This window comes from Cedecea neteri NBRC 105707 = ATCC 33855 (assembly GCF_001571265.1).
Taxonomy (GTDB): Bacteria; Pseudomonadota; Gammaproteobacteria; order Enterobacterales; family Enterobacteriaceae; genus Cedecea; species Cedecea neteri.
On record NZ_BCTL01000066.1, the window covers coordinates 1 to 22,789 of the forward strand.

At 55.1% G+C, this 22,789-nt stretch carries 23 protein-coding genes and 1 pseudogene; 11 read left to right on the forward strand and 13 right to left on the reverse strand.

Annotation, left to right across the window (positions count from 1 at the left end):
- Positions 1-126: 126 nt before the first annotated feature.
- The 3 genes from CNE01S_RS21810 to CNE01S_RS21820 are packed head-to-tail and all read right to left on the reverse strand — an operon-like array spanning position 127 to position 1,941.
- Positions 127-786, reverse strand: a complete 660-nt coding sequence (locus CNE01S_RS21810; RefSeq protein WP_061278497.1) for an anti-sigma factor — start codon at positions 784-786, stop codon at positions 127-129.
- Positions 783-1,337: an RNA polymerase sigma factor gene (locus CNE01S_RS21815; RefSeq protein ID WP_061278499.1), complete on the reverse strand. Its 555-nt coding sequence runs from the start codon at positions 1,335-1,337 to the stop codon at positions 783-785. The genes CNE01S_RS21810 and CNE01S_RS21815 overlap by 4 nt, the downstream gene beginning before the upstream one ends.
- A 43-nt stretch (positions 1,338-1,380) precedes the next feature.
- Positions 1,381-1,941 (reverse strand): fasciclin domain-containing protein, encoded by a 561-nt coding sequence (locus CNE01S_RS21820; protein WP_038472228.1) that lies wholly within the window; start codon positions 1,939-1,941, stop codon positions 1,381-1,383.
- A 227-nt stretch (positions 1,942-2,168) separates the two neighbouring features.
- Between CNE01S_RS21820 and pqqU the strand changes: the two genes are divergently transcribed.
- Together pqqU and CNE01S_RS21830 are read left to right on the forward strand one after the other, a co-directional pair.
- A complete protein-coding gene (gene pqqU, locus CNE01S_RS21825; protein WP_061278501.1) occupies positions 2,169-4,316 on the forward strand; it encodes a TonB-dependent receptor PqqU in 2,148 nt (715 codons plus the stop codon).
- A gap of 46 nt (positions 4,317-4,362) precedes the next feature.
- Positions 4,363-4,821, forward strand: a complete 459-nt coding sequence (locus CNE01S_RS21830; protein ID WP_061278503.1) for a GNAT family N-acetyltransferase — start codon at positions 4,363-4,365, stop codon at positions 4,819-4,821.
- An 18-nt stretch (positions 4,822-4,839) separates the two neighbouring features.
- Here the strand turns inward: CNE01S_RS21830 and CNE01S_RS21835 are convergent, their stop codons facing one another.
- From CNE01S_RS21835 to CNE01S_RS21845, 3 genes are all read right to left on the reverse strand, one after another.
- Entirely contained in the window at positions 4,840-5,205 is a 366-nt protein-coding gene (locus CNE01S_RS21835; RefSeq protein WP_061278505.1) for a DUF4186 domain-containing protein, read from the reverse strand.
- 94 nt (positions 5,206-5,299) lie between these two features.
- A complete protein-coding gene (locus CNE01S_RS21840) occupies positions 5,300-5,875 on the reverse strand; it encodes a PadR family transcriptional regulator (protein WP_061278508.1) in 576 nt (191 codons plus the stop codon).
- A gap of 11 nt (positions 5,876-5,886) precedes the next feature.
- Positions 5,887-6,651: a siderophore-interacting protein gene (locus CNE01S_RS21845; protein ID WP_061278510.1), complete on the reverse strand. Its 765-nt coding sequence runs from the start codon at positions 6,649-6,651 to the stop codon at positions 5,887-5,889.
- Positions 6,652-6,912: 261 nt separating this feature from the next.
- On the opposite strand from CNE01S_RS21845, the gene CNE01S_RS21850 reads away from it, so the two are divergent.
- On the forward strand, positions 6,913-7,134 hold the full coding sequence (locus CNE01S_RS21850) for an HP1242/YdcH family protein (protein ID WP_038472217.1): 222 nt from the start codon (positions 6,913-6,915) through the stop codon (positions 7,132-7,134).
- A gap of 112 nt (positions 7,135-7,246) precedes the next feature.
- Here CNE01S_RS21850 and CNE01S_RS21855 read toward each other — a convergent pair whose 3' ends face one another.
- From CNE01S_RS21855 to CNE01S_RS21865, 3 genes and pseudogenes are all read right to left on the reverse strand, one after another.
- Positions 7,247-8,635 carry a hypothetical protein gene (locus CNE01S_RS21855; protein WP_061278512.1) on the reverse strand — a complete coding sequence of 463 codons (1,389 nt, stop codon included), beginning with the start codon at positions 8,633-8,635 and terminating at the stop codon, positions 7,247-7,249.
- Between the two features lie 123 nt (positions 8,636-8,758).
- Entirely contained in the window at positions 8,759-9,076 is a 318-nt protein-coding gene (gene yqfB / locus CNE01S_RS21860; protein ID WP_061278515.1) for a N(4)-acetylcytidine aminohydrolase, read from the reverse strand.
- 39 nt (positions 9,077-9,115) lie between these two features.
- Positions 9,116-9,667 (reverse strand): annotated as a pseudogene (locus tag CNE01S_RS21865) (FAD-dependent oxidoreductase); the annotation flags it as partial.
- A 188-nt stretch (positions 9,668-9,855) separates the two neighbouring features.
- On the opposite strand from CNE01S_RS21865, the gene CNE01S_RS21870 reads away from it, so the two are divergent.
- The 7 genes from CNE01S_RS21870 to CNE01S_RS21900 are packed head-to-tail and all read left to right on the forward strand — an operon-like array spanning position 9,856 to position 17,293.
- Entirely contained in the window at positions 9,856-11,349 is a 1,494-nt protein-coding gene (locus tag CNE01S_RS21870; RefSeq protein WP_061278518.1) for an ABC transporter substrate-binding protein, read from the forward strand.
- Positions 11,346-12,206 carry an ABC transporter permease gene (locus CNE01S_RS21875; RefSeq protein ID WP_061278520.1) on the forward strand — a complete coding sequence of 287 codons (861 nt, stop codon included), beginning with the start codon at positions 11,346-11,348 and terminating at the stop codon, positions 12,204-12,206. Before CNE01S_RS21870 ends, CNE01S_RS21875 begins: the two co-directional genes overlap by 4 nt.
- A complete protein-coding gene (locus CNE01S_RS21880) occupies positions 12,206-13,120 on the forward strand; it encodes an ABC transporter permease (RefSeq protein ID WP_061278523.1) in 915 nt (304 codons plus the stop codon). The genes CNE01S_RS21875 and CNE01S_RS21880 overlap by 1 nt, the downstream gene beginning before the upstream one ends.
- Entirely contained in the window at positions 13,117-14,451 is a 1,335-nt protein-coding gene (locus tag CNE01S_RS21885) for a M20/M25/M40 family metallo-hydrolase (RefSeq protein ID WP_061278525.1), read from the forward strand. Before CNE01S_RS21880 ends, CNE01S_RS21885 begins: the two co-directional genes overlap by 4 nt.
- 37 nt (positions 14,452-14,488) lie before the next feature.
- Positions 14,489-15,487 (forward strand): 1-aminocyclopropane-1-carboxylate deaminase/D-cysteine desulfhydrase, encoded by a 999-nt coding sequence (locus CNE01S_RS21890; RefSeq protein WP_061278527.1) that lies wholly within the window; start codon positions 14,489-14,491, stop codon positions 15,485-15,487.
- A 2-nt stretch (positions 15,488-15,489) separates the two neighbouring features.
- The gene (locus CNE01S_RS21895; RefSeq protein WP_061278529.1) at positions 15,490-16,485 is read left to right on the forward strand and encodes an ornithine cyclodeaminase family protein; all 996 of its coding nucleotides are present in this window, start codon (positions 15,490-15,492) and stop codon (positions 16,483-16,485) included.
- Complete coding sequence (locus CNE01S_RS21900; protein ID WP_061278531.1) at positions 16,475-17,293, forward strand: sulfurtransferase; 819 nt, start codon at positions 16,475-16,477, stop codon at positions 17,291-17,293. The genes CNE01S_RS21895 and CNE01S_RS21900 overlap by 11 nt, the downstream gene beginning before the upstream one ends.
- Before the next feature lie 28 nt (positions 17,294-17,321).
- On the opposite strand, the gene CNE01S_RS21905 is transcribed toward CNE01S_RS21900, so the two are convergent.
- From CNE01S_RS21905 to CNE01S_RS21915, 4 genes are all read right to left on the reverse strand, one after another.
- Positions 17,322-17,981: a DUF2931 family protein gene (locus CNE01S_RS21905; protein ID WP_061278533.1), complete on the reverse strand. Its 660-nt coding sequence runs from the start codon at positions 17,979-17,981 to the stop codon at positions 17,322-17,324.
- Positions 17,972-19,537, reverse strand: coding sequence for a T6SS phospholipase effector Tle1-like catalytic domain-containing protein (locus tag CNE01S_RS21910; RefSeq protein WP_425430206.1), 1,566 nt, complete (start codon positions 19,535-19,537; stop codon positions 17,972-17,974). Before CNE01S_RS21910 ends, CNE01S_RS21905 begins: the two co-directional genes overlap by 10 nt.
- 33 nt (positions 19,538-19,570) lie before the next feature.
- Positions 19,571-19,846 (reverse strand): PAAR domain-containing protein, encoded by a 276-nt coding sequence (locus CNE01S_RS26100; RefSeq protein ID WP_425430207.1) that lies wholly within the window; start codon positions 19,844-19,846, stop codon positions 19,571-19,573.
- Between the two features lie 187 nt (positions 19,847-20,033).
- Positions 20,034-21,662, reverse strand: coding sequence for a dipeptide ABC transporter ATP-binding protein (locus CNE01S_RS21915; RefSeq protein WP_061278535.1), 1,629 nt, complete (start codon positions 21,660-21,662; stop codon positions 20,034-20,036).
- A gap of 726 nt (positions 21,663-22,388) precedes the next feature.
- Here CNE01S_RS21915 and CNE01S_RS21920 point away from each other — a divergent pair.
- Positions 22,389-22,789, forward strand: a 401-nt coding sequence (locus tag CNE01S_RS21920; RefSeq protein WP_156479843.1) for a hypothetical protein, incomplete at its 3' end; no start/stop codon positions are given.

Here is a 22,789-nt window from a genome sequence, read left to right on the forward strand (position 1 = left end):
AAATGACGGTGATTTCCCCGAGTCGTTCACAAGTTCTGTGGTGACATGTGAAACAGGACTGGAAGTGAACGAAACCTTATCGAGGTCACATGCGGCTATAGAGCAAATAACTCACCCCCAATTTTCCTACAGTACCCCGCTATACACTACCGGACCTGTTGGCTGCCCGGTCGGCGAACCGCCCTGCGGCTCCAGACTGATGGCGATCGTCACACCTCGTGACAACGTCACGTTTCCGTTACTGACCTGCGTCACCGCTTTATTGTCCAAAAGCCCCAGCGAGACGGGCTTCGCACCAACCGGAATAGCCCACAGCTGCAGGCTATTGCTGGCCGAGACGGAAGCGAGCTGCAGCGGCGTCAGGCGTAGCGTTTTCCGGTCGCTGTCGGCGCTAACCAGCCACTGCCCCTGCTGGCTGGCACCGTTAAGCACCATAAGCGGCGCAAGCTCAGGCGCTTTGGGGCTGAAATAGGGCAACAGCGCCACGGCGGCAAGCCCGGCGGCGAGCGCCCAGCCAAGGTAGTTCCAGCTCCAGCGGGAAGGTACAACGACGTTACGCTCAGGCGGCAGGCTAAGCTGAATTTTCTTCCAGACGGTTTCCGGCGGGCGTTGCGGTTGGATATGGCTGTCCAGCCCGCCAAGCAAGGTTTGCCAGCGACCTACGAGCGCGGCAAGCTCCGGCTCGGCCTGGAGACGCTTTTCGAAGCGCAACCTGGCACTCCCGCGCAGCGTACCCAGCGCGTATTCAGAGGCCAGGGCGTTATCTCTTTGTTGGCTGCTGTTCATAGTCCGACGCAATCCTTAAGGTGATCCAGCGCCCTGCGGATCCAACTTTTTACCGTGCCGAGCGGCTGCTGCAGCCAGTCGGCGATATCACCGTGGGACATGCCCTGATAGTAGGCCAGCACCACGCTTTGCCGCTGTTCGCTGCTGAGTCCTTCCAGGCAGCCACGCAGGCGCCCTGCCTGCTGTTCGTCACACCAGCCGTTATCCTCTTCACTTTCCATATCGACGGCGTTATCGCTGAGTTCATCTTCTTGATTTGCGGCGCGGGATTGGCCGCTGCGAAGCCAGTCGATGCAGCGATTGCGAACAATATGGGTCAGCCAGGTCACGGGGGAGCTCAATGCCGGGTCGTAGCCTGAAGCCCGGTTCCACACCGTAAGAAATGCATCATGCAGAATTTCTTCCGCCCACGCCCGCCGCTGAACGGTGCGCAGCGCGACGGCAAAAAGATGGGGCGAAGTCAGACGATAGAGTTGTTCAAATGCGCGGCGGTCGCCTTCAGCAACCGCCTGCATTAGTTTTACCTGCTGTTCTACCAGAGTTTTATCCATATTTTTCTCGACCAGGCGACAGGCCTGAATCGAGTATAGACACTCACTTCGGCATCAGTACGGTATCAATGACGTCAATAACGCCATTTTTCTGGTTCACATCATAAGTACTGATATTCGCGAGGTTGCCTTTCGCATCTTTAATTTGAATATTGTGCGGGCCGTTATTCATGAACCACAGCGGTTGGCCGTTCACGGTTTTTAATTCCGCGCTCCCGCCGCCCTGCTGGATTTTTTTCTCCAGCGCTTTCATATCGTATTTTCCGGCTACCACGTGATAGGTCAGGATGCTGGTCAGCGTGGCTTTATTTTCCGGCTTGATCAAATTACTGACCGTGCCCGCAGGCAGTTTGGCAAACGCGGCGTCGGTTGGGGCAAAGACGGTAAACGGCCCTTTGCTTTGCAGCGTATCCACTAAACCGGCGGCCTTCACCGCCGCGACCAGCGTGGTGTGATCTTTGGAATTCACGGCGTTTTCAACAATGTTTTTTGACGGATACATCGCGGCACCGCCCACCATCACGGAATCATTCGTCATTGAGGCAATGCTCAAAGTACTGAAAAAAGCAGAGGCGCACACGGCGGAAGCAAAATACTTGTTCATGTTGAATTCCTCAATTGTAGGGAGCAAGAGAGTTGCTCACATTCTGATATACGTTTGAGGCTGTGCCGCTGGATGCAGTAAAAATTAAAAATATTTTGCCGTTTCTTTCATCACTCATAACCCATTGTTAACGTTACGTGCGTTAATAATTTTCAAAATTTAAACACAAGCACTAACATATACAGTTCACGATCCTGACAAATGCGCATGCCGTAAAATACCCCCTGATGAAGACACCCCAGAAAAAGACGCTCCATACACATAAAACCGCCCTTTCCCTTCTCCTGATCCCGGCGTTAACCCCGGGCTTTACGCAAGCCGCTGAAACACAGGCCAAAGGTGAATCCACGCTGCTGGTGACCGCCAAGCCCACGACAGTTTCCGAACTCGATACGCCAGCCGCAGTGAGCGTGGTTTCAGGCGATGACCTGCGCCTGGCCGCGCCGCGTATCAATCTTTCGGAAAATCTTGGCGGCGTGCCCGGACTGCAAATTCAGAACCGCCAGAACTACGCTCAAGATTTGCAGCTTTCGGTGCGTGGCTTTGGCTCGCGCTCAATGTACGGCGTACGCGGCGTGCGTATTTATGTGGACGGTATCCCGGCCACCATGCCCGATGGCCAGGGGCAAACGTCCAATATCGATTTGAACAGCGTGGACAGCGTGGAAGTGCTTCGCGGCCCGTTTTCCGCGCTCTACGGCAACTCTTCCGGCGGAGTGGTTAACGTCAAAACGGAAACAGGCCGCCAGCCGCCGACAATCGAGGCCAGCAGCTATTACGGCAGTTTTGGCAGCTGGCGCAACAGCGTGAAAGCCACCGGCTCAACCGGCGACGGCACGCAGGCCGGGGATGTGGACTACGCGATTTCCGCCTCGCGCTTTACTACGCACGGTTACCGCGACCACAGCAGCGCGCAGAAAAACCTCGGCAATGCGAAGCTTGGCGTTCGCCTGAACGATGTCAGCAAGCTGACTTTGCTGTTCAACAGCGTGGACATTGACGCCAACGATCCAGGCGGCCTGACCGAACAAGAGTGGCACGATAACCCAACGCAGGCGCCCCGCGCCGATCAGTACAATACGCGAAAAACAACTAAGCAAACCCAGGGCGGCCTGCGCTATGACCGGCAGCTCAGCGAGCGCGATGATTTAAGCGTGACGATGTACGCGGGCGTGCGTGAGACCACGCAGTTTCAATCCATTCCTGCGGCAGTCCAGAAAAGCCCTACTCATCCCGGCGGCGTGATCCAGCTGGCAAGGCATTACCAGGGCATTGATACCCGCTGGACGCACAACGGCGAACTTGGCAGCGTCCCGGTCAGCTTCACTACCGGGCTGGACTACGAGACGATGACCGAAAATCGCAAAGGCTATGAGAACTTTGTCACGGTGAACGGCGCCACGGTGCTGGGTGAGCAAGGCAATCTGCGCCGTAACGAACGTAATCTGATGTGGAACCTCGACCCGTACCTGCAAACCACGTGGCAGTTGACCGACAAACTCAGTCTGGATGCGGGCGTGCGCTACAGCTCGGTCTACTTTGACTCCAACGACTATTACATCGTGGGGAAAAACGGCGACGACAGCGGAAACGCCAGCTATCACAAATGGTTACCTGCCGCCTCGTTAAAATATGCCGTCAACGATGGCTGGAATGTTTACACTTCCGCAGGCCGTGGGTTTGAAACGCCAACCATCAACGAGCTTTCTTACCGCGACAACGGCGCGTCCGGGCTGAACTTTGCTCTGCAGCCCTCGACCAGCACCACGGTTGAGGTTGGCAGTAAAAACCGCATCGGCAACGGCCTGTTTACCGCCGCCCTGTTCCAGACCGACACCGATAACGAGATCGTGGTCGATCAAAGCAGCGGCGGGCGCACAACCTATAAAAATGCCGGTGAAACTCGCCGCCGTGGACTTGAGCTCTCTTTGGATCAGCAGTTCGCCGCAGACTGGCGGTTGAAAATGGCCTGGACGTACCTCGATGCCACCTACCGCAGCAACGTTTGTGGCACAAACGACTGCAACGGCAACCGGATGCCGGGCATCGCCCGCAACATGGGTTACGCGTCGTTTGGCTACGCGCCTGAAGATGGTTGGTATGCGGGCGCGGACGTTCGCTACATGAGCGATATCCAGGCGGACGATCAGAACGATGCCAAAGCCCCGACCTACACCACCGTGGGATTGAACACCGGCTACAAGCTTCAGCTGCAGCAAAACTGGCTGCTGGACATCTGGGGGCGGGTTGATAATCTGTTCGACCGCGATTACGTCGGCTCGGTGATTGTCAATGAAGGCAATGGCCGCTATTTCGAGCCAGCGCCTGGCCGTAACTACGGCGTGGGCGTTAACGTCAGCTACAGCTTCCAGTAAGCGTTTTCCCTCCGGCTAAGCCGGGGGGTATTTAAAAAGGAATTTTATGTCACCTACCCTGACCCTTCGGAATGCCGCGCTGGCCGATATCGAGACGATTTTCAGCATCCGAACCAGCGTCAATGAAAACCATCTTTCGCGCGAAGAAATGGCCGAAATGGGCATCACCCCACAGACTGTTGCCGATATTATTGCCGAATCTCCGAGCATCTGGCTGGCCGACGTTGATGGTAAGCCTGCGGGTTTTGCCATGGCGATTGCCGAAGAAGCCTGCCTGTTTGCGATGTTCGTCCTGCCGCAGTTTGAAGGCCAGGGCGTTGGGAAATTGCTGCTGAAAAAAGCCGAGGCGTTTCTGTTGGCTGAACACCCAACAATTTGGCTGGAAACGGCGGCAAGCAGCCGCGCCGCCGCGTTCTATCAGCGCCACGGCTGGCGGCCTGTGGGGGGGCAAGACGGCGAAGATATTCGCTTCGAAAAATCACGCCCCGCCGCAGCAAAACGGTAATTCCCTACGGCATTGAGCTTAGGGCTTTTGCCCCGTCATTTGTGCCGTCAGCCAGCGATATAAAATGCCCACCACGTAGCGCTGTTCTTCATCGGTCAACGCTCGTCCCGCGGGTATCGCGTGCCATTTAGCCAGGCAGCCTCTACAGCAGGTCGCGGTGGCGTGCTGGGCAATAAAAACCGGGTGGCCGCGCATGGGCGTTTGTTTGCCGTCATTTTTCGGTTCGGCAGGAGCCAGGCGGCGGGCGATAAACTCTTCGGCGTGGCGGGTGACGGTTTCGGGGCCTTTATCGATACAGTACTGGCGTTCTTTTGGGCCGAGCTGGAAACGCTGGCGAAACGGGGAGCGCGTCAGACGCTGAAAAACGCTATCAGGATTGTTCACTGCGGCACATATTTTCCGACTTTGAAAACGGTATGGTACGCCGCAGGGATCAAATAGCAAGTCAGGGCGTTGAACGTTCACGCCCTGCCTCGCTCTAGCTTCGTTCGATATCTTTTGCCGCCTGATCCAGCGTGTCGATGATTTTGTACAGCGTCTCTTTCGAAAGCTCAGTGCTGCCCAGTTTGGCATGCAGCGCCGTTTTGAAGTTATGAATCGCGCGCTGCACTTCAGGCAAACGGCGGTTGTCGCCGAGAACGCCGAGGGTGGCCAGCCTGGTGGTCACCGCCTCCAGTTCGGATTGCTGCTGTGCAAGCGAGGCTTTTCCTTCCTCCGTCAACGTGAAGGATTTTTTCCCGCTTTGCCCTTCGCCCACCGTGATAAAGCCCATTTCCTCCATCAGCGTCAGGTTCGGGTAAATGATGCCGGGGCTCGGCACGTATTCCCCCTTCGCCAGGCTTTCAATGGACTTTATAAGCTCATAACCGTGCGCCGGGCCGCCAGCTAAAAGATGCAGAATCAGCAGGCGGATATCGTTGGCGTCAAACAGACGTTCGCGACGATGGCGGGCGCGTCCTTCCGGGTGGCTTTGCTCATGACGGCCATGACCACCCCTGCCGCGATGGGATTCGTGGCGCTCGCACTTGTGCTGTCTCAGATGATGAATACGCATAGTTCGTGCCCTTATTTGTCATGCCAGTAGGCGACGGCACGCACCAGATCGGCGTCCAGGCCACGCTCTTCCAGCAGGTAATCACCCAGCGCTTTCGCCTGCTTTCCTTCGCCCACAATCCAGATGTAGTAGTCGTCAGCAGGGATCTCCGCGTGCTTCAGGTACCCGGCGATTTCCCCGTATGTTAACACCTGCACTTTTGCCGCTGAAAATTCGCGCAGATAGTCCAGGCTGTCGGTATTGTGGCAGTTGACCAGAACTTCGACCTGTACATTCGGGCTAAGCGACTGCAGACGACGGCGAACGGCAGGCAGCCCGCTTTCATCGGTCACGTACAGCTGCCAGTGATAGTCCGTTGGGGTGACCAGAGAACCACGCGGGCCACCGATGAACAGCTTGTCGTTCTGCTGTGCGTCTTTTGCCCAGCTGCTGGCGACCCCGCCGTCGTGCAGATAGAAATCAATCGTTAATTCGCAGCGCTCCGCGTCGAAGTCCAGCGGCGTGTAGTCCCGCGACTGTGGACGCGCGCCCTCGCCCCAGACAATGCCCTCGCTAGTGACCTGCGGTGGAGTGAATTCGCCATTTTCGGCCGGGAAGAAGACTTTAATATGGTCGTCGAATCCGTGAGAAGAGAAATTCGCCAGCTGTGGGCTGGTGAAAACCAGGCGGTAAAACGTATTGGCAATCAGCGTTTTCGTTTTGACAGTTAATTCACGAAACTTCAGTTCATTACGAACCCGAACCGGCACTTTTTTAGCGTTGTTTTGCGTTGTCATAGCGTACCTTTTAGATGTGTAAGATATATCATAGACATATCTTAGAGCACGCCATGCCGCCTGTCTTTATCATTTTGCGGCGTTAACCTGTTGGCGTGAAAATGAGAATGACATGCATTTCAGTACTGCGCTACCGCGATCGCAAATTGACAAAACGATACTTTTTTGTCCTTTCCCTTATCGCAAATCCGGTTCTACACTGAGGTTGACATCAGCCAGATGTCCATCCATTCACCTACCATCTGACCAGGGAGGCCTGACATGTTTCCTGAGTACCGTGATTTGATTTCCCACCTGAAGTCCGAAAACCCCCGCTTTCTCAGCCTGTGTAATAAACACAACCGTCTCGATAGCGAGATTATGCGCAAGGAGGGGCCGCAAGGGACGGGATATAACGATGAAGTCGTGCAGATGAAGAAAGAAAAACTGAGGGTAAAACAAGAGCTTTACCAGATGTTGAAACAGGCCAGCCAGCCGGCCTGATAGCATTGAAACCGGGGAAGGGTTTACCCTTCCCTTGTTGTTGCTGACAAGGAGAGAGAAGCGTGATGTTCCCTCCTTGTGGTTACCAGCCGAAAAGCAATGTCTCCAGCGGTTAAAGCACCACGTTCAGCGCCCGCAGAACGACAATCATTTTTCCAGCCCCCAAATAATTCAGGTGGTCACCGTCCCGGAAATCTTCGCGCGCAAAGTCCGGATGTTCTGAGAGATCGATAAAACGTGAATGCGCCGCTTCAAGGTCGGAAAAATAACGGCGATGCGTTTTTTTCATCTCAGCATCAATATTGTCCACGTAGGCCGCCGGGAAAGGCGGAGTCAGCCAGACGGCATACTTGCCTTGCGTCGCCAACTTAACGCTCAGCTCAGCCACAAGCCATTGATTCTCCTCAAGGGTTACCCGGTGCTTCACTGATTTCGAGTGTGAAATCCCCCGCTTTTGCGCTTCCTCTTGCTGCTGCACGGCCGGGAGTGCGTCACTGCGGGCAAAGATTAGCCGTGCTGACTCGCAAACTTGTGCCCTGACGTTATCGTCCTCGAGTCCATTTATCGTTTGCCCCTGCACTGGCGTCGGCATCACCAGCCGGCTAAACACCTGCATACCATCGGCGCTTATCCCTTCTTCTGGCTTTATACTGTAATGGCTGTTGAGCTGACTCCAGGCGTGGATAATCTGCTGGTTAAAATCATCTTTTGTTTTCAGCAGGTCGCTGTATAAGTCAAAGAAGCCCAGGCAATACACAAAGTTTTGCACGTGTGGATAACGCTCAATAATATGCGCCGTTAATTGCCGGGCCTGCTTTAGCCCCAGACTTTGAGCTGACATATTGACGCTGTTTGCCAGCAACGCATCAGGGAAGCCAAAAAAGCTGTAGGAATTACCAATAATCACCGTGCTAATTTGCGGATTAGCCAGCGATATGTACTGCTGGGCGAGCAAATGCGTGTACTGAATGGCTTCGCCGCTGGCGGGAATATAATTGTCGATCAGTAAGTCGTAAAACGGAATACAGCCTATGACCTGAGGATGTTCAACCGCTAAAGCCAGTTTTAATCCCTGCGGATCGTAAAGAATAAAAGGGGCAGCGCTGGCGGTGATTTTGTCATGAAAAGCGGCGATTTCCTGCTGATCCGTCTCTTCATGACTCAGGTAGTAGAGGTTATTGATGGCGGAGTCTCTGAGGCGCGCGCCCAGCATTTGCAGCTTGTCCAGCTCGCCAAAATAAAAAATGTCGATACCGTTTCGCGCCAGCGCGCTCAGCCAGAAAAGATAAAGTGACAGGTAAAGTTGATTGAGGTTTTGCTGTTTACCTTCCAGCCAGTCACCCAGGGCATTGATCAAATCGAGCGTGATATCGCTCTCGTCCAGAAACGCCTGATGGGTAAAAAGGTAATCGGCAAGAGCCTGAGGCACCTGAGCCGCCAGCGCCGGGTTTTCAAAGTCCCTCAGGTAATGCTGAATCTGTTTTAAAAAATGATTTTGCATGATGTATTGTTGTTTTCGCGCGGGATGTATCATGGATACTACCAGCCGCCAATACGAGCAAACGCACGATTACCTCCCTTCCAGCCTGCTAATCTCTGGCAATAACGTACTGGGCAGGGATTATCAGGCCACGCTCACCAGCCGGAATGAAATTTCGTACAGCGCATTCAGCCCTGGGTAAATTTCACCAATCACCTGTTTAAGCTCTGCCAGCGTCATGTTCTCCTGGCGGGCGTGTTCATCGTCCAAATCATCAAGCAGTACCGGCGTCACGCCGATCACATCGATAGTACAGAAATAGACGTCATCTTCGTAGCGGCCCACGCGCAAACGCTGGCCCGGCTGGAAATGGGATTCGCTGCTGTCGCGCAGGGTAATGGTTTTGAGTCCGGCGACAATGTCGTGCTCAAAGCGGCGGAAAAAAGTGATGTCGTTGGCCATGCTGCCTCCTGATAAACATTCGGCAGCATGATAAATCCCTTAAACGAACGGCGCTAACGGATCCGCCGTTTCAAAGGCGATTTTTCTGTCTGCCACCGTCGGATAAATCAGTTCCTGGGTAATCGACAGCTTAATTTTCTTCGCCTCTTCACGCACGTGGGTCACCTTCTGCTCCCAGCCTTCAGTGAATACCGCGCCCCAGTTGCCGAGGTCGAGGCAGGTGACGTAGTTAATCTGGCGATAAGGCAACGGCGCCACGTCCAGCAGGCTTGCCGCCACGTTATAGCCCACAAAGCGGCCCAGCATGATGGCATGCTGGCAGGTCATCAGCGCCAGGTTCCCCAAATCATCCGTCTCGGCACGAGCAACGTCACCGGTGGCAAAAATGGCTGGCTGCCCTTCCACTCGCAAAAATGCATCCACGTGCAGACGACCCTGTTTATCACGCGGGGCGCTAATCTGCTCCGTTAAAGGACTGGCCTGCACGCCAGCGGTCAGAATCACCGTGCTGGAGGCAATACGCTCGCCGTCGGCCAGCACAATGCCCTGGGCATCAACTTCGAGGACGTCGGCATTCAGACGCCACTCCACGCATGTTTATTTCCTATAGCAAAATAACTACTTTGTATTTGCAGTTTAATAACTGGCTTGTCATCAATGGAGTATATAGGATATATCATGTACTCTTACCACAAATTTATACCACCATGCGAATTAACCTGACGAAACATTCGATATCCGTCAATAATTTAGACGGTAACGTATAGGGATTGACTACAATGAAAGCATCTGGCCGTAAGCTCGCAACTCTGGCTGTATTAATTAGCCTGGTAACCCCCTTTAGCTACGCAAGTGAATTAGTTATAGCCCAACCTGCTTCCGCCACCGCGATGGATCCGGGTTTTCTTAAAGAAGCCGCCACCCTGGTGGACAATATTTTCGATACTCTGGTCCTGCGTGATAAAAACATGCAGCTTCAGCCCGGCCTTGCAACATCCTGGAAAGCGCTGGATGACACAACCTGGCAATTCGATCTGCGCCCCGGCGTCACCTTCACCAACGGTGAACCGGTTAACGCTGCGGCGGTGAAATTCTCCATCGACCGCATCCTTGACCCGGCCAACCACGCGCCAACCATTTCTTACATCCGCACCATTAAGTCGGTTGAAGTCACCGGCGACCATCAGGTTCGCATCCACACCGACGGCCCGGACCCACTTCTGCCTACGCGCATGAGCCGCTATCCGACCTATATCGTACCACCCGCTTATGTAAGTAAAGTCGGTGCTGCGGAATTTGCACGAAAACCTATTGGTAGTGGAGCATATACATTAAAAGAATTTATACCAGATGAACGTGTGGTTATGCAGGCTAATCCACATTATTGGCGTGGAAAACCGGCAATTGACCAGGTCACATGGCGCCCAATTCCGGAAGCGACCGCCCGCATTACCGCCCTGTTAACAGGGGAAGTACAGCTGGTTGACAGCGTTCCGGCCGACCTGGTTTCAACGCTGAAAAACAAGCCCGGCATTCATCTTGAGCAGGTGAAAGGCGGCGGCCTGACGATTTACCTCGGCCTGAAGAATGGTGAGAAACCGTTAAGTGATGCCCGCGTTCGCCAGGCACTGTCGCTGGCGCTGAATCGTCAAGCCTACACCAGCCAGCTGCTGCATGGTTTTGGCACGCCAACCGGTACCATGGCTGGCGCGAAGGACTTTGGCTACCTCAATGTTCCGGCACCTGAGCAGGATGTTGCCAAAGCTAAAGCTTTGCTTAAGGAAGCGGGTTACCCGGACGGCTTTACGCTTAAATTCCAGGCGCCGCGTCGCTATATTGCCAGCGCTGAAGTCGCCCAGGCGATCGTTCAGGATTTGGCCGCCATTGGCGTGAAAGCGCAGCTTGAAGTGCCTGAATGGTCCGTCTATACCCAGCAGGTGGCCTCCGGCAAACAGGCTGAGATGTACATGCTGGCATGGGGCTCAACCCAAACGCTGGATGCCGATGCCGCGCTGTACCCTATCCTGCACTCCGGCGAGCCGTACTCCACGGTCAGCAATCCTGAGCTGGATAAGCTGCTGAACGCCAGCCGCTCCACGGTCGATGCGAAAAAGCGTGAAGTTATCCTGCAGGATATCCAGAAAGTTGTCGCCAAAGAGCAGCCGCTGATCCCGCTGTACCGTGAGGATTCTCTGTATGCCAATAGCGATAATCTGACCTTTACCGGCCGCGCCGACGCGCGTATCCCGCTGTATGACCTGAGGCTGAAATGATTTTCCCCGGACGCGCCCTTACCCGTCGCCCTCGTCGCCTGATTTCAGGTGACGGTGCGCTGGGGGGCTTATTGCTTGGCATAGTGATTCTGCTGGCAATGGTGGCCCCGTGGCTGCCTTTGCCCGACCCGTTAACCAACAACCTGGCGGATACGTTCCTGCCGCCGGGCAGCGATACGGCGAGCGGCATGCATTGGCTTGGTACCGATCAGCTCGGGCGCGATTTGCTGGCAAGGATCCTGGCGGGTACCCGCCTTTCCTTGACGGTGGTGTTACTGGCGGCGGCAATTGCCGCCGTTATCGGCACCCTGCTGGGCATGCTGGCAGGCTACATTGGCGGCTGGCTGGATGCCGTCATCATGCGCCTGATGGACATCCAGCTGGCGGTGCCGTTTATTTTGCTTATTTTGCTGGTGATGGCGCTGTTTGGCACCTCGCTGGAAAACATTATTCTGATCATGGGCGTGACCAGTTGGGCGATTTACGCCCGGGTGGCGCGCGCCAAAACGCTTGAGCTTCGCGAGCTGGAATACATCGAAGCGGTTCGCGCGATGGGCTTTTCCACGCCGCGTATTTTGCTGCGGCATATTCTCCCTAACCTCGCCACGCCGCTGGTTGTGCTGCTGACGTTGGATATCCCAAGGCTGATTGTGCTTGAAGCCTCTATCGGCTTTCTCGGGATGGGGATCCAGCCGCCCACGCCTACTCTCGGCAACCTGATTGGCGAAGGACGCTCTTACATGCTGCTGGCGGAATGGCTTGTCCTGTGGCCAGGGCTGATTATCGCGGCGCTGGTTGTTGGCTGTAACCTGCTCGGCGATAGCCTGCTGCGTAAAACCCACACGAGGCTTGACTGATGCTGCGCTACATTCTTTCCCGCTTCGCGCAGGCCGTGCTGGTGATGTTTGGCGTCTCGCTGCTGATCTTTTATAGCCTGCACCTGACCGGCGACCCTGCCGCGGTGATGATGCCACCCGGTTCTTCCCAGCAAGAAATAGACAACTTCCGCCACGCGATGGGCTTCGATCGCCCGCTGCTCTGGCAATACGGTCATTACCTGAACGGCCTGCTGCATGGCGATCTTGGCCTGTCGTTGCGCTACGAACAGCCGGTGACCGAGCTTATCGCCCAGCGCGTGCCCGCCACGCTGCTGCTGGCCGTTTCCGCGCTCGCATGGAGCACCGTGGTGGGCCTGCTGCTCGGCCTTATCAGCGCCGTCTGGCGTAACAACTTCTGGGACTTACTCGCCCGCCTGTTTGCCTTCAGCGGCCAGGCCGTACCGGTGTTCTGGCTCGGCCTGCTGATGATTATCTGGTTCAGCCTGCATCTGCGCTGGCTGCCCTCCAGCGGCTACGGCACCTTCAGCCATCTGATCATGCCGGCCATCAGCCTGGGGGCCTATTACATGAGCGCGATTGCGCGTCTGGTGCGCGCCAGCCTGATTGATGTGCTTGCGCAGGATTACATCCGCACGGCGCAGGCCAAGGGACTAAGTTCGTGGCGGATCCTGATCCGTCACGGCCTGCGCAATGCGCTGATTCCGGTGGTCACCGTTCAGGGGATGTATTTTGCTTCTCTGCTCGGCGGGGCGCTGGTCACCGAAATTATTTTTGCCTGGCCCGGCATTGGTCGCCTTGCGGTGCAGGCCATTCAGAACCGTGACTTCCCGCTGGTACAGGCGATTGTCCTGCTGGCCGCGCTGGTGTTTGTGGTGGTGAACCTGATCATTGATTTGCTGTACGTGGTACTGAACCCGAGGATCCGGCTATGAAGTCACTCGATGCAACGCTGGACCTGCTGCACCATCTGACGCCTTTCCGCAGCGTGGCGGGCAACATCGACCAGCAGCGTGACCTCGCGCTATGGCTTGAGCGCTGGCTGGTTGAAGAAACCGACGCCGAAGTGCTGTATCCGGTGAGCCAGCAGTTTCATGACAGCGCACCGCCACTCGTGCATGCACGGATTGATATCGGCTCGCCGCGTACCCTTGTGCTGTACAACATGTACGACGTGATGCCCGCCGAAGAAGAAGGCTGGGAGGTCGACCCGTTTGTCGGCGGCCTCAAACACTGGTCGGATAAAGGCGACGTTTTTATCTCTCGCGGTGCAGAAAATAACAAAGGACCGCTGGCGGGCATGCTGATGGTGGTCCGCGATCTCTATCACTCCGGCCGCCTGCACACCAACATTGAAATCCTGCTGGAAGGCGAAGAGGAAATTGGCAGCGGCAACCTGCGGCGCTACCTCGCCCGTCAGCCTTGCCCGGTTGCCCCGGCAGAAGCGGTGCTTTTCCCTTCCCTGTGCGAATACGGCGGCGGTGCACCTCGAATTTACCTGGGCTTCACCGGCCGCAGCGGTGGCCGTCTGGTGGTCAAAGGCGGCAGTTGGGGCGGGCCGAAAGCAGCGATTCACGCCAGCAACGCGGCGTGGATCGATAATCCCGTCTGGCGGCTGGTACAGGCGTTAAGCACTCTTGCGCCGCCTCACGCTAATGGCGTACTCGAAACGGGCGAACTGGATGAAGAAGCCAGTTCGATTCTCGACGACCTTGCGCTCGACTTTAACCTGGCCGACGAACTGACTTTCCGTCGCAGCGAGAAGTTCTCCATCAGCGGCGACAGCTACGGCAATCTGGCTTATCTGCTAGGCAGCGCGGTACTGAACGTTTCGGAGATAGCCAGCCTGCCGCGTGGCGCTCAAGGCGTGCTCCCCCCGGAAGCCTTCGCCGATGTAGTGCTCAGAACGCCGCCCATCGTTGATGCCGAACGCCTGATGCAGCGCATGAAGGAACAGCTCGCCAGCCCGTCGCTGGCTGGGGCAGTGCTGGAGCCAGGGGACAGCTATCCGGGCTACCGCTTCAGCATTGATGACGCGGGCGTGCTTGAACTGATGGCGAGTTATCACCAGCAGCAGGCAAAACCGCAAATCTGGCCCTGGGCGCCCGGCTGCGCGCCTGCTTACGCTTTCTCCGCCGTTGCCCCTGCCTTTTTGATAGGCGGCCTGGGCTACGGCGGTAACGCCCACGGCGTGAATGAATTCGTCACGCTCAGAGGCTTACAACGCTACCAACAGTCGCTCAATGACTGGCTACTCGCCTTTTAAATGATGGCCAGCACCCGGGAACCAGACAGGATAATGCATGAAAAATGTGAATGATTTTGAACGTGTTACGCTAGGATTCTTCCCCACGCCGCTGGAGTCTTTGCCGCGGCTTAGCGAAACGCTGGGCCTTAACGTAAAGATTAAGCGCGACGATTACAGCGGTTTTGGCGGCGGCGGTAACAAAGTCCGCAAACTGGAATACCTGATGGCCGAAGCCTGTCGCGAAGGCGTAAAAGTGGTGATCACCACCGGCGGGCACCAGTCTAACCACGCGCGAATGGTCGCGGCTGCCGCGCGTAAATTTGGCATGAAGCCGGTGCTGGTTTTACGTGGCGATGAGCCACAGACTTACCAGGGCAACCTGCTGCTGGATAAACTGTTTGGTGCCGAACTGCAGTTCCTCGACCCGGAAGGCTATTTCACCCAAATTGAAGGCGCGATGCAGGCTCATGCCGACGCGGCAGCAGCGCGCGGTGATAAACCGATGATCATTCCTCTTGGCGGCGCAACGGCGCTGGGCGCGCTGGGCTACGTTCGTGCCGTTGAGGAAATGGATGCCCAACTTCGCGCCGCGGGCGAATCCGCCCCGGACATTATCGTGGCCCCAACAGGCTCCGGCGGAACCCTCGCCGGGCTGTACGTTGGCGCCCGTCGCTACTGGCCAAAAACCAAAATTATCGGCGTCAGCGTGAGCGCCAAGGCCGACTGGTTCCAGACGCGTATTTCGGCGATGGCCGATGACTGCGCCCGCCTGCTGGACTGGGATCAAAGCTGGCAACCGCAGGATATCTGGATTGAAGACGGCTTCGTCGGCAGCGCCTACGGCGTCCCTTCTGACGGCGGCATTGAGGCCATTTATCAGGTCGCTCAGCAAGAAGGCGTGCTGCTGGATCCGGTTTACACAGGTAAAGCGATGCACGGTTTAATCACCCTCGCAAAAGAAGGCCGTATTGCCGCCGACAGCAGCGTTATTTTCATGCACTGTGGGGGCTCTCCGGCGCTTTATCCGTTCGCTCAAAAACTTCTGGAGCACTGATCATGCAGATAGTGAACCGTCAGCAGGTAGCCGAACTCGGCGGCAATGACCCGATTAAGGCGTTGCAGGACATTGAGGACACCGTGCGGCTGCTAAGAAGTCGCGAGGCGGTGATGCCGGCGGAAACCCATGTCGACCTCGACACGCCGCTGGGCAAAGTTTACGCCCTTCCGGCCAGGGTTGGCGGACGGTTCAATGCCACAGGCGTGAAATGGACGGCGCATCGCCCTCGCGCTGCTGACGGCTATCCGCAGGCTATGGCAACGACATTGCTTAACCGTGCGGACAACGGCTTGCCGATAGGCCTGGTGGAAAGCGGCAGCCTGACCGCGACTCGCACCGCCGCCGTGTCCGCCCTCGTCTTAAAGCTGGCGGCTCCTCGCCGTCCTTCACGCGTCTTATTGCTTGGCGCTGGCGTTCAGGCTCGAGCCCATCTCGATATGCTGGCCGCACATTTTCCCGAGCTGGAAATGGTCTACTGCTGGAATAAAACGCCGGAGCCGCTCGCCGATATGCTTAGCCATTCTGGCGACCTGCCCTGGCCCGTCACGCAGTTTGAAACACTGAGCGATGCGCTGCGTCTGCACTGGGATGCGCTGATAACCTGCACCAGCGCCAGCGAGCCGTTTTTACGGCCTGGCATCTGGCGTGCGGGGACGCTGGTGCTGCAAATTGGCTACCACGAAGTGGCTTTTGAAACGATTGCCGCCGCCGACAAAGTGGTGGTAGATCTCTGGGGCGACTTCAAGCTCACTAGCGCCAAAAGCCTGTTCCAGATGTACCGCGCCGGGCTTTTTGACGAACAAAACGTCGCGGCAGATTTAACCAATTTACTGGTCGATGGCTGGCGCCCTGCGGAAACGGACAAGGTTTATTTTTCCTCTTTCGGCCTTAACGTGTTTGATATCGCCCTTGCCGCTCGCGTACTGCAGGCTGCCGTAGACCAGGGCAAAGGCAGCAATCTGCCTTTTGGCTGGGAGGCTGCAGATGCTGATTAGCGCCAGCGAATTGCAAAGGCGCATAGCCGCCGGAGAGCAATTTGCGTTACTCGACGTGCGTGAACGGGAACAGTGGCAAACCGCTTCATTACCCGGCGCGCTGAGCCTGAACGTCTACGACTATTTTGTTCCCGACTCCACGCCGAAAGGTTACGACGCGATGGCCGGGGCCTTTGTTCATGCCTGGCAACAGCTAAAGATCGCGAGCGGCGCCACGCCAGTGTTCTTCGAGCAAAGCGTGGGGATGCGTTCCCCGCGTGGGCTGTGGTTCTTATGGTTTGCCCTCGGGACTGACGGGCTGATTTTAGACGGCGGCGTGGATGCCTGGGCCGCTGCAGGCGGGAAACTAATGCCTGCCAACGGCGCGCAGGCGGTTGTCTCTGCTATTGGGGCCCCTGTTTGCCAGCCCGCCACGCCGCAGCTGGCCGCTACCCGCTGCGAAACGATCGACGCCGATCCGGCCACAACGCTGCTGCTCGATGCCCGCAGGCCAACGGAATATGACGGCAGTTTCGTACACGAGTGCTGCGCCCGAGCCGGACGAATTCCCGGCTCAAAACTCCTTTATTGGGAAGATGTTGTCGAGAATGGCCGATTTAAATCCGCCGAAGCCCTGGCCCACCTTGTCGCCGAGGCCGGGTTTACGCCGTCAAAAAGAGTGATAATCTGGTGCCACCGTGGTGCTCGCGCCGCCACGGTGCTTGTTGCGCTTAAACTTGCAGGTTACCAGGATGTGGCCGTTTACGTCGGCTCCTGGCACGAATGGGCGAGCCACCCGGAACTACCGTTGCTTAGCGGCGGCTATTAAGGTCAATTTGTAGTGTCAGTGATTCAGGCTACCAGCGGCCGTAAGGATATTTTTTATCTTTAATAAAATCCTCGGTATCTTTTCCGTATTCATAGCCGTTAGAAAACCGAGTGACACCTTTGCAAATATCTAACTTATCCCCTGATACGGTTTTCAGGACGGACGGCGTCACGCGGTAATTAGGCTCAGAACCACTTCCCTGTAACCAGACGGCCACTTTCCCCTCTGGAGCCAGGCCAATTTGCACTCGGTCGTAATACACCGTTCTTCCCCGGTAACCGGGGAACTCACTCGGCCTGAGCATTTTTTCCAGGACAGGTTTAGGAATAGTCAGTGCAGTTTCATACACCTTCTTATCGATAATCGAGTCCCAGCAAAAAATAATATGCCGGGGTGGACGCTCAACGTGATTCCAGTAGCCTCCGGACACACGGTCTTTGACGTTCCACTCACCGATAACGTCGGGCAGAGTAGATGTGCGGTTCAGGGTGTTAAACTCATAAACTTTGCCATTGGCATCCTGAACAACGGCGTAGGTCACAAGGGCGGGCAACGCTTTGGGCGTGAAAAAGTCAAAGGTCCACTTTGTCGGCATAGCATTTTGAGGAGCCGTTTCTGATAAAGGTTTTCCCTGGCAGGCCGTCAGCAGAATCAACGGTAAAAACCAGGTTGTGCGAGTTATTTCCATATTTTATTCCCGTCCATATCGTAAATTGTTCGCTGCCAGCGCTCGTCCGGCCGGTTGGTGAATGTCACCAGCTTCGCCGGTTTAACTGCCCCACTGATCATACCCTGACCGTTCCGCACCACGCCGTTCCAGTTGGCCGAGCAGTGAATATATTTTTCTGCCAGCATCTCAATTTCCGGCGAGGAAAAGCCGGCGGCATGCTGCCCGTTCCGAACGGCGCGGCCCATTACCATCGCTTTTTCACATAAAGCATTTAGATCTGCAGTTAACGCAAAATCTGGCACAGTTTCATCAATAGGATCAAACACCACCCCGGCATCCTGCGCCGCATCGAGCATCACCCTCAGCACTACCTTCGACCAGTCGTTATTCGTCGGGCGGTCAATGACCAGCGCAGCCCCGCTACGCTTTTGCAACGTGCCGTAGCGGTCTGCTGGCATTTTGTTGTCATGCCAGGTATCTATGCTGACCTCCACGGAGTGCAGCAGTGGCGCTATCGCCGGATAACCGTCCATCGCTTTGAGCTGTTCGCAGGTCTGCTGATAAATTTGTGTTTCAGTATCTGGTGTAGGAAGGGGAACGGTTTCAAACTGTGGCCGGGTAAGGAAATAGGCCTCGTGCTCAGCAGGATTGTAGCCACCGCCAATGTCGGAGTGCGCCCCGGGCAGCGCCAGCTCCGGCCACGCCGGTTTCACGCTGTTCAGCGCGAAGTTAAACCTGCATTCGTGCTGCGCGGTAATATGGAACACCTTGTCTGCTACGCCCGGCCTTAGCAGCAAATTCACATCCCCGGTATCGGCGCTGTGAGGGTTGAGGCCGTTAACCGGCGTCCCGATGGCGGCGACGGTATCAAATATTCCCAGAAAGCGCGTTTTGCCTCCCGGCGTCCCGGAAAATTCCACACCATCCAGCCCCGACTTAATCGCCGCGATGACCGCACGTTCCTGACTGAAGACCCGGTTGGCAAAGTGGCGCGCTGCTGCTGCGCCTCGGCTGAAGCCAAAAATATCAAACTTCAGCTCTTTAATGGTGCAGGACCGGGCATCGGCGTGTCTGTCTAAATAGCCCTGAATACCGGCGGCAAGCGCCGCGACTGCTTTATCGGTTTTACCCACCACGCCAGTATCGCCCTGACCAGTTCCCATTCCGTAAATACTGTCGCCTGCCCCGTCTTCCGTAGCAATGCCTTCAATATAAATCGCATACTGGCCTGCTCCGGTATCGGGTTTTATTTCCGGGTTATAAAGCGTATGTAGCCAGTGTACGTTACTGTAGTAGCCGAGATAGCCTCCGGCCGCGGTGCCACTGACTCCACGCTTGAGCCGGATACACTGTTCTAACGCAGATGTAGACTCCGCATCATTCATCCCAAAATGTTCACCGGTACAGGCGGCCTGCCGGGCGCCGCTGTTGTTCGCGTTGTTGCCGGTGCCATCAAAAAACACGCCGATGGTCAGCGTGATTTCACGCTTCTTCTTCGCGGCCTGCGCACGCTGTTCAGGCTCTGCACCTGAGTTATCCTTAGGCGTTTTTTTAGCTGAAGCGGAACTTGCCACTACCTTTGAGTACTTTGTCGAAGAAACGGTTTCTTACACATAGCAGTCAGGTATAGATAGCGTGAACCTAGCTTTACAGGGACATGAACTGATACTGTCAAGTGTTCCCGCTAATCGCTGCGTTTCATCCATAAAACTATCCGTGCCACCTAAAATCTTATAGGTGACACCTGGATTTTTTCCGCAGGAGACTAAATCACCTTCACGGGCAGCATTAGCGTCGTACCATATAACTGTGGGGTCTCCAGTGAGTATTTTTCCACCGCAGGTGGTGCGATCCCCAACCCGGAGGTAATAGCCTGTTGCCATAAATCCCTCTATTCGTTGCGTGTATTTTCCCGGCGGTCATTTTACAGCCAATCGCTATAGGCACAACAAAAAGTGGACTTAAGTGAAATTTACTTGATAACAAACAGAACACGAGGTTCTATCTTCGATTTATCTCTTGCAGTGATCATCGACCTCTAGCTGCGGGCCGTTATTAGGCAGGGCTTTGTCACCCCACCTTTCGCAGTTTCAGCGCCTGCTGAATATCCGGCGCGGCGGCAATCAGTTGCTTCGTGTATTCATGCTGCGGCCTGTCCAGCACCTGTTTTGTTGCTCCGGTTTCTACTATTTCACCGCGATACAGCACCGCAACTCTATCGCACGCCTGCCGCACGGCCCCAAGATCATGGCTGATAAACAGGACGGTTAAACCCAGGCGGTCCCGCAGATCGGCGAGCAAGGCCAGGATCTGGCCTCGTACGGAGAGATCGAGCGCCGAAACGGCTTCATCGGCCACCAGCAGCTCGGGTTCAAGCGCCAGCGCGCGCGCAATCGCAATGCGCTGACGCTGCCCGCCGGAGAAAGCCGACGGCAGACGATCCGCCGCCGAGGCATCCAGCCCAACCAGCTCCAGCAATTCGCGAACGCGGCTTTGAACTTCCCCCGCAGGCCTTAATTTATGCACGCGCAGCGGTTCGGCAATTTGCTCACCCACAGCCATTTTGGGATCGAGGCTGGCGTAGGGATCCTGGAAGATAATCTGCGCCCGGCGGCGCATCCCCAGTTGCTGCTCACGGCTGGCGCGACGTACGTCCAGACCATCAAAAATAATGGTGCCGCTGTCGGCCGGAATTAAGCCGATCGCCGCCCTGCCGAGCGTCGTTTTACCCGAACCAGACTCGCCGATCAGCCCGACAATTTCGCCCCGCTCAATTTCAAGGCTGGTAGGTTTAAGCACCGTCTGACGGCTGGCAGGAAAAAACGGCAGCGCATGCGCCTGCGGGTAACTTTTGGTGAGCTGCGACAGCTGCACCAGCGGTGAACGGGTAACGTCTTTGCGCCGGGCGGGCTGAGGCTCCGGCTGAGAAGCGGCAATTAGCCTGCGGGTATAGTCGGCCTGCGGATGGGTTAGCAACGTTGGCACGTCGCCCTGCTCAACAATATTGCCCTGATACAGCACGCAGGCGCGGTCTGCATAGCGGGCCACCACGCTCAAATCATGGGTAATGAATAAAATGCCCATCGCCATGTCCTGCTGCAGTTCCTGCAACAGGGCCAGAATCTGCGCCTGAATAGTGACGTCCAGCGCGGTGGTGGGTTCGTCGGCAATCAGCAGCGCGGGCTTGCAGCTAATGGCGCTGGCAATCATCACCCGCTGGCGCATACCGCCGGAAAGCTGGTGAATATACTGTTTTGCCCGCTGCTCAGGGTTCACAATCCCGACCCTGTCCAGCAACGCGACTGCCTCACGATGCGCCTGCTTCCAGCTGAGTTTTTGGTGGCGTACCAACACTTCCGCGATTTGCTCTCCCACTTTCAGCACCGGGTTCATGCTGCTCATCGGTTCCTGAAAAATCGTGGCAATTTGCTGCCCACGAAGCTCGCGCGGATAGGCTTTGCCAACCGCCGAGACAACCTGCCCGTTAAACGCCACGTCGCCGCCTGTTTGCCGGACGCCGGCCGGAAGTAGCCCCATAACCGCCAACGAGGTTAAGGTTTTCCCTGAGCCAGACTCCCCCACCAGCGCAACAATCTCCCGGCGTGCAACGCTGAATGACGCGTCCTTCACCAAAGGTTTACCTTCCAGCGTACTGATGCAAAGTGAATTAACGGTTAATAGCGGAGTTTGCTCGGTCATATGGGTTCCAGATGGGCGCTAACATCGTGATTTTTGAGACTATAATATCTGCCCAGGCACCACAAGATGATTTGCTGATAGCTTATTCATTTGGTCTTACTCTCCGGCGTTATTTATACTTCACTCATACCAACTTGATGTGATTGCCGGCATGACGACCCAAGCCGTGTGGCGCAGATATTGGTAAAGCTACAACTTTTCCCGTAATACCTATTGATAATAGGCTCATGACGTCAATCTTTAGGTTTTACTTTATGACTGGCTAAAATTAATTTAGACATTAAATATCCTTCAACAAGCTCACTTTCATTTCACGCCTCCGCAAGTCTATGTTATCAAAGTGTAGATAAAGGGTGTGTGTATAATTAATACCACAGCAATATCATTGAGTTACCTATTAATTAATTCAGTTATAAACATACTGGCTTTTAACAAAGCTTAATAGATATAAATTCTACCTATCTAAGATGGGAATAATTACCCTGTCATCGTAAGATGATGGCCTTAACAAGAAATGGTGTGAAGGAAAAAAGAGTTGAAACGCATTATCAAGTTCCATCCAGGCCGTATCAGCCATTAGTACAAAATTCAGAAAAAAGCAGACCTAAATTCGATGCATTATTTATCACCACTGACAACCCACATTTTTATTACCCAGTAAATATAAAAATATTTAAAGCAGCACATCAAATCCAGCCAGTCTATCATTAAAATAAGGAGCATGAAGTGAAGGTGGATTTATCAAAATATCTTGAGCTTGATTTTAAAAAAACACACGAGATTTACACCAAGGAAAAAAACATTGATGGGATTTGTTTTGGGGCATCATTGCAATGGGCTACTGACGTTCTTAGACTAGTCGCTGGGGACAAGACATCTGCTGGGTTAGACATTATAAATCGAATGAGATTTATGAATGTAAGCCATAAAAATCAAAGTGCTTATGAGCACATTTTTTCTAAATCACCACAGCAATCAAAAAAAATAATAGCGGATATACTCAATCGACAGGAGGATTTTTTATCCCATCGTTATGATTATAAAATGCGCTACAGTGTGACAGATGGAGACACTATAGATATTTTAGTTCAGGATTTTCTTAATAATGAACCAGAGTATAACAATAT

Coding starts and splice junctions, on each gene's coding strand:
- CNE01S_RS21810 (WP_061278497.1), bottom strand. CDS start 786: ATGAACAGCAGCCAACAAAGAGATAACGCCCTGGCCTCTGAATACGCG.
- CNE01S_RS21815 (WP_061278499.1), bottom strand. CDS start 1,337: ATGGATAAAACTCTGGTAGAACAGCAGGTAAAACTAATGCAGGCGGTT.
- CNE01S_RS21820 (WP_038472228.1), bottom strand. CDS start 1,941: ATGAACAAGTATTTTGCTTCCGCCGTGTGCGCCTCTGCTTTTTTCAGT.
- pqqU (WP_061278501.1), top strand. CDS start 2,169: ATGAAGACACCCCAGAAAAAGACGCTCCATACACATAAAACCGCCCTT.
- CNE01S_RS21830 (WP_061278503.1), top strand. CDS start 4,363: ATGTCACCTACCCTGACCCTTCGGAATGCCGCGCTGGCCGATATCGAG.
- CNE01S_RS21840 (WP_061278508.1), bottom strand. CDS start 5,875: ATGCGTATTCATCATCTGAGACAGCACAAGTGCGAGCGCCACGAATCC.
- CNE01S_RS21845 (WP_061278510.1), bottom strand. CDS start 6,651: ATGACAACGCAAAACAACGCTAAAAAAGTGCCGGTTCGGGTTCGTAAT.
- CNE01S_RS21850 (WP_038472217.1), top strand. CDS start 6,913: ATGTTTCCTGAGTACCGTGATTTGATTTCCCACCTGAAGTCCGAAAAC.
- CNE01S_RS21855 (WP_061278512.1), bottom strand. CDS start 8,635: ATGCAAAATCATTTTTTAAAACAGATTCAGCATTACCTGAGGGACTTT.
- yqfB (WP_061278515.1), bottom strand. CDS start 9,076: ATGGCCAACGACATCACTTTTTTCCGCCGCTTTGAGCACGACATTGTC.
- CNE01S_RS21870 (WP_061278518.1), top strand. CDS start 9,856: ATGAAAGCATCTGGCCGTAAGCTCGCAACTCTGGCTGTATTAATTAGC.
- CNE01S_RS21875 (WP_061278520.1), top strand. CDS start 11,346: ATGATTTTCCCCGGACGCGCCCTTACCCGTCGCCCTCGTCGCCTGATT.
- CNE01S_RS21880 (WP_061278523.1), top strand. CDS start 12,206: ATGCTGCGCTACATTCTTTCCCGCTTCGCGCAGGCCGTGCTGGTGATG.
- CNE01S_RS21885 (WP_061278525.1), top strand. CDS start 13,117: ATGAAGTCACTCGATGCAACGCTGGACCTGCTGCACCATCTGACGCCT.
- CNE01S_RS21890 (WP_061278527.1), top strand. CDS start 14,489: ATGAAAAATGTGAATGATTTTGAACGTGTTACGCTAGGATTCTTCCCC.
- CNE01S_RS21895 (WP_061278529.1), top strand. CDS start 15,490: ATGCAGATAGTGAACCGTCAGCAGGTAGCCGAACTCGGCGGCAATGAC.
- CNE01S_RS21900 (WP_061278531.1), top strand. CDS start 16,475: ATGCTGATTAGCGCCAGCGAATTGCAAAGGCGCATAGCCGCCGGAGAG.
- CNE01S_RS21905 (WP_061278533.1), bottom strand. CDS start 17,981: ATGGAAATAACTCGCACAACCTGGTTTTTACCGTTGATTCTGCTGACG.
- CNE01S_RS26100 (WP_425430207.1), bottom strand. CDS start 19,846: ATGGCAACAGGCTATTACCTCCGGGTTGGGGATCGCACCACCTGCGGT.
- CNE01S_RS21915 (WP_061278535.1), bottom strand. CDS start 21,662: ATGACCGAGCAAACTCCGCTATTAACCGTTAATTCACTTTGCATCAGT.